The organism is Paenibacillus fonticola DSM 21315 (assembly GCF_000381905.1).
GTDB lineage: Bacteria > Bacillota > Bacilli > Paenibacillales > Paenibacillaceae > Fontibacillus > Fontibacillus fonticola.
Map to the genome: position 1 here is coordinate 122,356 of NZ_KB907257.1, position 11,617 is coordinate 133,972.

The following is an 11,617-nucleotide window of genomic DNA, read 5'->3' on the forward strand; positions in this document are numbered from 1 at the left end:
CGTCTATACGCCACGTTATGCAATTATCGTTTTGTCTTGAAAGGGTGTCATTACAGCAAATGAATTCATTCACCAGCGATTATTCATCGTCATCACGTCCCTTATCCCGTTCCGCACGCTTGAAGACGGCTTTTATTCTCGGCAGTCTGTCTGCCTTCGGCCCGCTTTCACTCGATATGTATTTGCCGGCACTGCCCAAACTCGCCGAAGAGCTAAATGCGACAGCCTCCGTTACTCAGCTTAGCCTGACCTCCTGCCTGCTTGGACTCGCGCTGGGCCAATTGGCGGCAGGGCCGATGAGCGATGTGCGCGGCCGCCGCGCGCCGCTGATCATCTCCCTTTGCATTTACGCGATAAGCTCGCTGCTGTGCGTATTTGCGCCCTCGGCTTGGGCCCTGATTGCCCTGCGTTTTGTCCAAGGCTTGTCCGGGTCAGCGGGAATTGTGATTTCCCGCGCCGTCGTACGCGATCTTTACTCCGGAACGGAGCTGACGAAATTTTTCTCGCTGCTCATGCTCGTCAATGGTGCTGCGCCGATTCTCGCGCCGATTTTTGGGGGGCAACTGCTGCAGTTTACGTCTTGGCGAGGTGTATTTGTAGTATTAGCTTTGATCGGCGTCGTTATGATGATCGCGGTGTTATTCGGACTTCCCGAGTCGCTTCCTAAAGAACGCAGGCAATCCGGCGGCTTCACGGCGACGTGGACGACCTTTCGGCGTCTGCTGGGAGATCGTCTGTTCATCGGCTTCTGTCTGACGCAAGGGCTCGTGTCCGCCGCAATGTTCGCGTATATATCCGGCTCCTCCTTCGTTATGCAAAATGTATTTGAGGCGTCGCCGCAAATGTTCAGCTTTATTTTTGCCACGAACGGCGTCGGCATTATCATTGCAAGCCAAACTACGGGCCGCTTAGCAGGAAAAATCAAAGAAGCCAAGATGCTGCAATTCGGACTGATTCTGGCGCTAGCCGGCGCCACAGGCCTATTGACGGCGATACTGCTTGGAGGCCAGCTGATCACTGTCCTTATTCCTTTATTTTTTGTCGTATCCTGCGTAGGGATCATCTCTACATCAAGCTTCTCGCTGGCGATGCAGAGCCAGGGGAAAGCGGCTGGCAGCGCCTCCGCCCTGCTCGGACTCATCCCCTATATTCTTGGAGCTGCCGTCGCCCCGCTCGTAGGTTTGGGCGGCGAGCACACCGCGGTACCGCTGGGCATCGTGATCGCGATTGCCGAGCTTGGCGCCGTATGCAGCTATTTGCTTCTGGTCCGTCCAAAACTTATTAGCAAGTAACGTATCGGCTTCATAGCATTAAAGCAAACAAAGCGCAATCCGGATAAACAGTTATCCGAATTGCGCTTTGCTACTTTTCCTTTGCTTACTTTACTTTGCTTCTCTGTTCAATACAACTATTTCAGCCCCAGCACTTCAAATTCATAAATACGGGCTGCAGTATCTCCGCCCTGCGTCGGCTTATCCACCTGCAGACGTGCGTATCTGGCCTCGGTTAGCCCGATTGCATGCTTGCTGACGCCTAAAGTATTGTCATTGATGCTGACGACATTGTCCCAATGCTCTCCATCCGAACTAAGCTGAATCGTAAAGGCCCGCGTATTAAACGCCGCCGGCTCACCGCCCGCTTCGGCATGCTTGATGACGAATTCACTAATTTTATGCACTGAGCCCAAATCTACCGTTATCGTATGAGGTCCTTCACCGACCGCGCACCATTTTGTCTTCGCGTTTCCATCCAAAGCAAATGCAGGAGCTTCCTGCTCATTCACATAGCTGGATGCGGCAGCCTTCTTCCCGAGCGCAAGATTGCCGATGCCATTCGCGGCTTCTTTAGTTACAGTAATAAGCTGCTTTCTGACCTCATTCTCTCCCACGAAGTTCTTGGCGACTAAAGTAACTTCGAACGTACCTTCTTCATGATAAGTCACTTTAGGATGACGTTCTGAACTCTGCTCAGGCTGCCCGCCAGGGAAGCTCCAGCTCCATTCTTCAGTTACTTCCGACGATAAATCGGTGAACTGCACCGTTTCGCCCGGTGCAATCAGCGTCTTGTCAGCTTCAAATGCGGCAATCGGCTGTGGATATTCCGGCCAATCGAAGCTTACGGTTGCCTCCTTGCCCTGTTCATAATGACGGTTTACCGGAATAACGGCCATTTTAGTCGATTTTTCTTTATCCAGCCGCTTCATTTCAGGCACATAGTACACCGTGTTGCCTGTCATGCCCATCAGCTCGTATTTACCGTCCGGATGCACGCGATAGATTTGATAGTACAGCACGTCGCTATCTTTTTTCGGAGCGTTCCAGGATAGGCGGGCATCGCCGTATATGCCGTCGCGGAAGTCATTTTCGATCACCTGCAGTCCCGTGACATCCCCCGGCTTCTTCGCCTTATCATTCACTTGTGTAACCGCAAGCCGCCCGATATTCGCGCTGTAATTGTCAATCGCCGCACCAGCTTCAAACTGCAATGAAATGCCAGTAATCGTACGGCCAGCATACTGATTCAGTCTGAAGCTGCCCTGTTTCCAGTCCAACTGCTCCCCGGTCTTCTCCCACTTTTTAAGCTCAAAAAATTCATATTTATCCGGTGCATCGGAGAATGCCAAACCGATCTTTACTTTGGCTGCATTCGAGTTATCCTGATAAATGAGCGAAATTTCCGTCGTCGCTTGCACCGGCAATTGCGCCTTGTACAATTTCACATGGGTGGCTGCGCCTTGACTCATTGAGCCGGCTACCTGTAAAGAGCTTCCGCCATAATATGACTTGCTGAAGTCAAAGCTCGGCACAAGTGCTGCCCCGTCGCCTTTAGTCTCGGTAATCCAGCGCCAGGTCGGGAGGATATCCTGCAAGCTGCGATTGCTCCAGTCTTTATCCCTCATGACTTTGCCATTAATCGCGAACATATGGCCATTGCCGGTATTGAAATGAGTTAGAAACTCTGATCCTGTCAGCACGCTTTTATCGGCGATATCGTTAGCAATCCCTCTCCAGGCGAGCGGGCTTGTTCCTTCAGGCAGCTGTGTGTTCTGCGGATTCTTGTGCTGGCCTACCCAGAAAACTTGCTCCTTCTCCATAAATTCTTCATGGGTTTCCGAGCTGTTATAAGCCCAGTCCGGACGATAAATGCCGAGCGATACCGGAGCCTCCTTCCCGCTTGGGAATAAGACTGGCCAATTATAGTTGCCTTGATATCCTCTGGCCTCTACATCAATGCCCGCGTACAAATCATAAGGACTGCGTCCCAGTTCTTGGGCTTTGCCTGGGGAATTTAATAACGAATTGACATTGCTTTGCCATCTGAAATCCAGGAACATACTGTCAGACACACGCTGCTCCCCATTTTGGAAAAACATTTTGTTCCGATCAGTCAAACCTCCCTGCCAGGCTACCGGACCGGTATCGACCATCGAATCATACCAAATGACTTCCATACCTGGCGCCATAGTGTTCTGCAAGTAGGTTAAAAACTCCGCCATCTTCGCTGCATCCTGCGTCGTACCTCCCTGAGTTTCCTGGTTAATAAACCACCCGTCGAATCCATAATACCCGGCAGCCTCAATGAGCTTATCCGCTACCGGAAACGATCCGTCATCGCGCTGCTGCAGCAAATCATGCACCCATTCGATTTTCCCGCCATGCTCCCGCTGCGGCAAGAAAACGGTTCCAAAAACCGGGACGCCATTTTTATGGGCCGCATCGATGACATCTGCGCTTGGTGGAACGATAAGCCCTTCTCCTGCCGAACCGCCCCACATCACGAGCTTATCCACATACTGCCAATAACTGAAAGTATACGTATGAAACTTATCAGATCCTTGGGAAGGAGCGCCGCTTGTGCTTGGATACATCGATGCCAGGGAAATGACCTTCGCTTCACTTTTCGCATGCGGATTGATTGTATCGCCTTGAATTCGGCCTGCCTTAAGCTCCACTGTTCCTCTATTAAAAGGAGCATCTTTATCCGTCGATGGTGACCACTCCAGCAATGTGCTCGGATACCAGTACGAGGAATACGGCTGAGCCGCCTCCACCTTTCCCGCATAGCCTGTCAAAGAGACAGCAAGCAGAGCCGTGCCCAGTGCTAGTGTCAGTTTCCGTTTCCATTTTGTACGTGTAAAATAATTCGGATTGATTCGTTTCATAATATCCCTCCAGCAATAAATTATATTGAGAAAATAGAGAAACGGCATGTACATCACCGTTTCTCTTGATTGCTGTAATTGTCAGCTTACTGATTGCTCGCCTTCCATTCGTCAAACTGCTTTTGTGCTTCTGCAATGACTTTGTCGATGCCTGCATCTTTAAATTTCTGCTTGGCCTTCGGCAAATACGTTTCCGGATCAACCGAACCGGTATAGAGTGCAGGAATGAATTCCTTCGCTACGTTTGTAATAGCCGCAACCTCTGTCTTTACTGGACCCGTATCGAAGTTAAATCCAAAAGTAGGCGCCACGATCGCGGACGAATTGAATTTCTCAAATGCATCCCATTTATCCTCCGGCTCGCCTTCATGCAGATAAGTCAAATACATATTACCAAGTGCAAATCCAGGCATGGCGAAATTTTCTTGCATTGCCGGCAGATCTTCAATATATGGCCCATCTAGTTTCGTATAGTGCGTTCCTTCCAGTCCGTATTGAATCATGTTGCGCAATTCAGCATCCGTGTTGAGCAGATTCAGGAACATCATTGACCGCTCCGGATTTTTGGAATACGACGAAATCACCATCATGGAACCTGCAGCAGAGCTCGTGTAGATGACTGGATCATGCATCGGGCGAGTCACAATCTCGTAGCCTGCATTTCTGGACCATCCCAGATCAGCGTAAGGCTGCGTAATCTCGCGGTCTACTAGCCATTTTCCAGTCTTGAAGTTATCAATGCCATCTAATGTAGCGATATCTTCACGTACGTAACCTGCCTTATAGTATTCGCGCATCGTTGTCAGCGCCGCTTTCAGTTCTGGGGACTCCAGCACGTTTACAAATTTGAAATCCTCGGTGTCAATGTACATCCCGATCGGAATTTCGTCGCCCAGTTGGTAGTCAAATGGCATATATGGCTTGAAGCTTTTCGGTACGGCAAGTGGAATAATGTCCGCTGTCTCGTTGTCCTTGATCGTCTTCAACAGCGGCTCTAAATCTTCAAGCGTTGTAACGTTGGAAATGTCGAGATTGTATTTGTCTACATATTCCTTGTTGAAGCGCCATACAAATTGCTGCGCCAACTCCTTGTTTGCAGGAATACCGTAGTTGACTCCGTTTACTTTGGTTCCTTCAAGGAAGCGTGGATCAAGTACTTCTACAATTCCTTCCCCATACTGGTCGAGCAAATCGTTCAGAGGCATAAATGCCCCTTTGGCAGCATTCGGCAAGTAATCAAATGCCCAAGAGCTGGAGAAGGCGATATCATAGTTTTCGCCGGAGCTCGTGATGACCTGCATGCGCTGGCTGTAATCGCCCCAGTCAATCATATTAATGTCTAGCGTAACATTGATTTTCTCCGTTAAGTATTCATTGATTTTTTCTTGAACCATAGGCAAGTCCTTCTGATTTGGACCAATCAGATACAGCTTCAGTTTCACCGGATCAAGCTTGGAAACATCGACCGTTCCATCACTCTGTACTGCCTCTTCTTCCTTAGCTGGTGCAGCATTCTCTTTGCCGCCGCCGCATCCGGCCAGAACAACGGACAACAGAAGCATTAAAGCAAAGGACATTAATGTGAATCTTTTCGTGGACATGTTCTTTCCCCCTGTATCACTTAGTAGTTAAGCTATATTGAACCTCCTACACAACTGATGTGTCAAAAGCCCGCATGTTCTCAAGCCGTGTGTAGCTGGCTGCAACCTGGATAAAGTATTTAAGTTTTAACCTTTCACGGAGCCCACCGTCAGCCCCTGCACGAAGTATCTTTGGAAGAACGGGTACGCCAAAACAATCGGCGCTGTTGCCAGCACGACCATCGCCATTCTCACTGTTTCGGTCGGCAGACTGGCGGCCATATCGAAAGATCCGATATTTTGCGCGTTTTTCGTTAAGAAGTCCATGTTCTTCTCAATTTGCATCAGCATGAACTGCAGCGGCGGTGTTTTTTGCGGATTATTGTAATACAGCAAGGCATTGAACCAGTCATTCCAATATCCTAAAGAGCTGAATAAGCCGATCGTCGCTATGCCCGGCAGCGATACAGGGAGCACGATTTTGACAAAAGTGAGAAACTCGCCGGCCCCGTCTATTTTTGCAGATTCGATAATTTCATCAGGCACTGTCGTCTGAAAAAAGGTTCGCATGACGATAATGAAAAACGCACTCATCGACAATGGAAAAATCAGCGACCATATCGTATTTTGCAGATGCAGAAACTGGGTCATTACGATGTAGCCCGGCACCATCCCGCCCGAGAACAGCATGGTGAAAAAGGCTAGAAAGCTGAAAAATCCTCGAAATTCAAAGCTGCGCCGGGATAAGGCATAAGCGTATGAAGTCACTAGAACCAAGCTTAGCAGTGTACCCAGAACCGTTACTAACAAAGTCACTCCGAAGGAGGAAATCAGTTCACTGCCCGACCGGAAAATATAGTCGTAAGCTGCTATGCTGAATTGGCTTGGGAATAGGCTGAAGCCCTCCTGCACCAAGGTCTGCTCGTCGGTCAAGGAAATGATAATGACGAACAGAAACGGAAATACACATGAGAAGGAGAACAAACCGATGATGATGTTAAAAATTACATTCCATACAGGAGTAATGGCGTTGTAATCCCGCTTCTTCTTCACCTTTCCCGGTTGCGGGGCAGCTTGTGTCGATAACTGTGTCATATAAAGCACCTCCGCTCCTAGAAGATCGCATGATCTTTTTCGATTTTTCGAACAATATAGTTAGCGATCAGAATCAAAACAAGTCCTACCATCGATTGATATAATCCCGCTGCTGTGCTCATCCCTACGTCTCCCATATTAATCAGCCCGCGATACACAAATGTGTCGATAACATTCGTTACCGGATAGAGCGCACCCGAGTCTTTCGGAAGCTGATAGAAAAGTCCAAAATCCGAACGGAAGATACCGCCGATGGCCAGAATGGTTAATATGATCATGAGCGGTTTAAGCTGCGGAATCGTAATGTAACGAATCTGCTTCCACTTGCTGGCCCCGTCAATGACGGCCGCTTCATAATAAGACTTGTCGATCCCTGTAATGGCGGCCAGGTAGATGACGCTGTTATAGCCAACTCCTTTCCAGATGCCGACAAATAAAATGATGAACGGCCAATACTTCGGTTCCGAATACCAGCTAATCCGCTCTCCGCCGAAAAAGGTAATGATCTGGTTTACAGTCCCTTTGTCCATGCTGAGGAAGGTAAACGCAAAATAACTGATGATGACCCAGGACAGAAAATGCGGCAGGAACATGCCGGTTTGATAAATTTTAGCCATCCGCTTGTTGACCAGCTCACTGAGCAGAACCGCAAAGCTTACAGCGATTACGAGGCCCAAGATAATCAGGGCCAAGTTGTATAGAATGGTGTTGCGCGTAATGATGAAAGCATCATTGGTCGTAAATAAATACTCGAAATTTTTGAACCATACCCATTCACTATTGAATACACTGGCGAAAAATCCATCCCGGCTAATGCGGAAATCCTTAAACGCAAGTATTGTACCGAACATGGGCAAATAGGCAAAAATCAGAAACCAGATCGTCCCTGGCAATATCATGATCAGCAGTGCCCGGTTGCGAATAACTTTCTTGAAAAATGCCGACATGATCATTCCCCCTTATGCCTGTTAATTACAAGCTGATTTATCGTGTTTATTCGATCCCCTATGATCAGCAACACTCAGCGGATACTCTGCTTCTTATCGCTTGCCCTTAACTACTCTTATTGTGCCAAGTAAGCGCTGCCTGCAACAAGTTGAAAAATACTAGAAAGTCATGGATAAATTAAAGAAATAAATGGATGGAAGAAGAATAACGATCTACGGGCCGCTGTTGTCCGCCATTTGTCTTGATTAGATTTGATTGAAACTAATGGCTCCCAAAGGCGGACGTAAACTCCCTACGATTCGTTATTCTTATTCCAGGAGGCCAAAGCATAAGAGAAAAAGGCTGCCCTCTAAGCCGATGGGCAGCCTATCTCAGTTCAATTTTGCGCTTATTTGGCATACATCGTTCTTAGTTCCGTAGGCGACACGCCTGCGTACTTCTTGAACTGCCTGTAGAAATAAGAGCTGTCAATATACCCTACATTTACAGCGATTTCCGCCGTTTTCTGTTCGGTATGCAGCAGTAGTTGGGTCGCTTTCTCAATGCGGTACTGGTTAACGTAATCCGAAAAGCTGGAGCCTACTTCCTGTTGAAAGAGCTGACCGAGGTAATTCGGATGCAGCTTGAGCCGCTGACTTAGTGTCTTTAGGGAGAGCTCCTCTGCATAATGATATTGGACTTGCTCAATCAGGAATGAGACATGGGCGCTGTAGCCCGCTTCGTTTTGCCGCTGCAGCTCCAAACTTCGCGCAATCGTAGCCCATACATGCTGCTGCAGCCCAAGCATCGTGCTGATTCTGGGCAGCGGTGCGAACACTTCGCTATAATCAGGATTTCTCTCCATATCCTTTACGGTGAGCATTAGTTGAATTGCCGTATTGATGTACGGTGCACGGCATACCGCCTGGTCATCACCCGGACTAGCCAACAGGGATTCAATGTACGCCTTAAGAGTGTGCTCGCTCCCTTCAACGAGCAGCTTGTTCATTTGCTCCTGATTCAATGGCTCCAGGGGAATTTCCGTATCCCCCTGCGCATCAGCAAGCGAGTAGAATATGTCGCCCTCCCGAGCTATGAAGCTTCGGGCAAGCTGCCCTTTTGCAGCCCGGTAGCCCTCCTGTACCCCTTTAAAATCGTTAGTATGGCCTTCTGAACACCATAGACGAAGCGTTGTCATATCGTGCAAGCGCTGCATCACTGCTGTAAGGCTCTCTTGAACAACGGCATTGTGCACTTCCATTGATGCGAACAGAACAACAATATCATCATCCACATCGGGAAAACAAATGACTTCTTGGCCTTCGACGAGCACCTGCGCAGCGATTTGGCTGAATTCATCCGCTAGTCCAGTCAAACGGTACAGCTGCGAGACCGGTTTATCGTCAGAGATTAAGCGAAGAACAGCGACATGGTAAAATGAATAGTTCATAGGTATGCCTAGCAGTTCTGCCCTCTGCCTGAACTCATGAGTCTCAATTTCGCCGTTAACCCATCTTTGCAGCACATTGCTGCGCAGCACCTTCCAATCTTCCTCCGAGCGGAACAATTTCAGTTCCTCCCGTTCCCAATCGCCGCGAATATGCTTGATCGTAGCTTCCAATTCATCAATATTGATCGGCTTCAGCAAATAGTTTTGAATGCCTAGCGTAATTCCTACCTTCACATATTCAAACTCCTCATATCCGCTAAGCACAATAAATTTAGTTCGCGGATGCATTTCCTTGACTTTTTTTATAAGCTCCAGCCCGTTCATTCTCGGCATCATAATATCTGTAATGAGCAAATCCACCGATTCTTCCTTCAGCTTCTCCAGCGCCTGCAAGCCATCATTGGCCGAACCTGCGATTTTCAATTGATATTGACTCCACTCTATGATCGAGGTCAAGCCTTGAGCAATGAGGGGCTCATCATCTACAAAAAACACTTTTCTCACGCCTATTCCCCCTTCCGGATCATCGGAATTTCCAGCTGTACTTCCGTTCCCTCTCCCTCCGTACTGTTCACGGTCAACCCGTAGCTTTCACCGTAATTCATAACGATTCTTTCATGTACATTCATCAGGCCAATCGAGCTGTGATCCTTGTCAGGCGGCGGCTGTGTCCTCGCCAATGTCTGTCGAATCTCGGCCAATTTTTCCGGGCGGATTCCCGAGCCGTTATCCGATACGGTGATATGTACCCGATCGTCTGAGCGATAGGCGCGGACCTTAATGATATTATCGAACTCCAGGGAACGGAAGCCATGAACGATATAGTTCTCCACGATCGGCTGAACGAGCAGCTTAATGATGCTAAAGCCTGCAATAGACGGGTCGACCTCAATCTTAACTTCCAGCCGGCCTTCATAACGGATACGGAATAAGTCCAAATAATTCGCACACATATCAATTTCTTCCTCGATCGTAATAATCGTGCTTTTCTTCACCATATTTTTGAACAGTACCGATAAGCTGTAAATCATCTGGCCTACGTCCTTTGCCCCCATGTAATGCGCCTTCATCCGTATGGACTCGAGCGTATTGTATAAAAAATGCGGATTAATCTGTGATTGCAGAGCAACCAGCTCGGCGTTTTTTTGCTTGATTTCAGACGTGTACATTTTATCGATGTACTGCTCCAGCCGATCCCCCATATCGTTAAACCGCTGGGAAATTTGCTGCAGCTCATCTTCACCCGGCATTTGAATCCGCGTAGACAAATCCCCTTCCCCAATGCGGTTCATCGAGCGGATAATCCGCTGAATTTTTTTAGAGAATTTCCGAATAATTGTAGACGTAATTGCGAAGCTTGCCGTAATAAATACGATCGTTACGACAATCAAGCCATTCCTTAGGCTCTCTATGTTTTGCTGTATGGATGATTTGGACACGATGCCAACGACGGAAAGCCCGGCGTTCCCGATGTTCAATACATTCACCTTCGACAGTTCATCCAGCTCTACCCAATCCCCCGTGTTTTCCAGCTCTGAACGGTAGGGATAGGTTTGTCCGAAATATGTATCTTCCGAATCGTATATGACGGTTCCCTGGGAAGTCAGGACAAGGACGCGCCCGTTGATGACCGGGGCTCTGCTCTGCAGCCAGGAGGTAATCTGTTTGGTGTCAAATTCGACATTTAGCATCCCCACTTTTTCGAGCGTCCAGGGATCCTGAAGCTCTCTGGAATAGGAGTACAGCTGCGATTTCTCCTTACCCGGCGATGAAAACTGTTCGGCATGCAGCATCGTGTCCCACGTATGCAGTCTGCGGTGGGTAAACCATTCCTCCCAAGTGCTCCTTGAGCCGAACTCACCGTTGAGTTGCTGGTTCTCGCGGCTGATGTACATGTAAAAATTGCGGGGATAGCTGTGGATCGACACGCTTTCCGCTCCCGGCTCCTGTTCCAAATAAGCTTTAAGCAAAGCGTTGAAGGAGCGCAAGCTTTGCTCTCCCGTTCTGGAAAATAAATTAAGCCGATACCCGAGGTAGCTCTCATATTTATGATTTAAAAAATACATTAATTCATCGCTTAACGTGGCATCTCCGTAAATTTGCTGAATGACGTTTTGTACGCTATCGTACTGCCGGCTCAAGTAGATGCTCAGCACATGCGCTGTCTTCAAGTTCGCATCGGTCTGCTCCCTGATCATCCGCTGGGTTTGGTATTGATAAACTAAGATTGCCGCGGTCGCAAACAATACGATCATCACCGTCGAATAGAGCATAATAATCTTGTTGAACATTTTTCGTTTCAGGTGATTCAGATAAAAACGGCGTAACTTTGACATCCGGAACACATCCTGTTCTCATGTGGTCATTTACGCGATACAGTGTAACATCGTCTTAGCCAAATGG

7 protein-coding genes are annotated in these 11,617 nt (G+C 48.3%); 1 reads left to right on the forward strand and 6 read right to left on the reverse strand.

Annotation, left to right across the window (positions count from 1 at the left end; translation table 11 throughout):
• Positions 1-59: 59 nt before the first annotated feature.
• On the forward strand, positions 60-1,292 hold the full coding sequence (locus G358_RS0114635; RefSeq protein WP_019637986.1) for a multidrug effflux MFS transporter: 1,233 nt from the start codon (positions 60-62) through the stop codon (positions 1,290-1,292).
• A 116-nt stretch (positions 1,293-1,408) separates the two neighbouring features.
• Here G358_RS0114635 and G358_RS0114640 read toward each other — a convergent pair whose 3' ends face one another.
• The 6 genes from G358_RS0114640 to G358_RS0114665 form a co-directional block, all read right to left on the reverse strand.
• Positions 1,409-4,162, reverse strand: a complete 2,754-nt coding sequence (locus tag G358_RS0114640; protein ID WP_019637987.1) for an endo-beta-N-acetylglucosaminidase — start codon at positions 4,160-4,162, stop codon at positions 1,409-1,411.
• A gap of 86 nt (positions 4,163-4,248) precedes the next feature.
• Positions 4,249-5,763 (reverse strand): ABC transporter substrate-binding protein, encoded by a 1,515-nt coding sequence (locus G358_RS0114645; RefSeq protein WP_019637988.1) that lies wholly within the window; start codon positions 5,761-5,763, stop codon positions 4,249-4,251.
• Between the two features lie 126 nt (positions 5,764-5,889).
• Entirely contained in the window at positions 5,890-6,837 is a 948-nt protein-coding gene (locus G358_RS0114650) for a carbohydrate ABC transporter permease (protein ID WP_019637989.1), read from the reverse strand.
• Between the two features lie 17 nt (positions 6,838-6,854).
• Positions 6,855-7,784: an ABC transporter permease gene (locus tag G358_RS0114655; RefSeq protein ID WP_019637990.1), complete on the reverse strand. Its 930-nt coding sequence runs from the start codon at positions 7,782-7,784 to the stop codon at positions 6,855-6,857.
• A 389-nt stretch (positions 7,785-8,173) separates the two neighbouring features.
• Positions 8,174-9,718: a response regulator transcription factor gene (locus tag G358_RS0114660; RefSeq protein ID WP_019637991.1), complete on the reverse strand. Its 1,545-nt coding sequence runs from the start codon at positions 9,716-9,718 to the stop codon at positions 8,174-8,176.
• Between the two features lie 2 nt (positions 9,719-9,720).
• Positions 9,721-11,550: a sensor histidine kinase gene (locus G358_RS0114665; RefSeq protein ID WP_019637992.1), complete on the reverse strand. Its 1,830-nt coding sequence runs from the start codon at positions 11,548-11,550 to the stop codon at positions 9,721-9,723.
• Positions 11,551-11,617: the final 67 nt, after the last annotated feature.

What these genes read in the sequence shown, in the direction of transcription:
- G358_RS0114640 (WP_019637987.1), bottom strand. Translation starts at nt 4,162, where the DNA reads ATGAAACGAATCAATCCGAATTATTTTACACGTACAAAATGGAAACGG.
- G358_RS0114665 (WP_019637992.1), bottom strand. Translation starts at nt 11,550, where the DNA reads ATGTCAAAGTTACGCCGTTTTTATCTGAATCACCTGAAACGAAAAATG.
- G358_RS0114650 (WP_019637989.1), bottom strand. Translation starts at nt 6,837, where the DNA reads ATGACACAGTTATCGACACAAGCTGCCCCGCAACCGGGAAAGGTGAAG.
- G358_RS0114655 (WP_019637990.1), bottom strand. Translation starts at nt 7,784, where the DNA reads ATGTCGGCATTTTTCAAGAAAGTTATTCGCAACCGGGCACTGCTGATC.
- G358_RS0114645 (WP_019637988.1), bottom strand. Translation starts at nt 5,763, where the DNA reads ATGTCCACGAAAAGATTCACATTAATGTCCTTTGCTTTAATGCTTCTG.
- G358_RS0114635 (WP_019637986.1), top strand. Translation starts at nt 60, where the DNA reads ATGAATTCATTCACCAGCGATTATTCATCGTCATCACGTCCCTTATCC.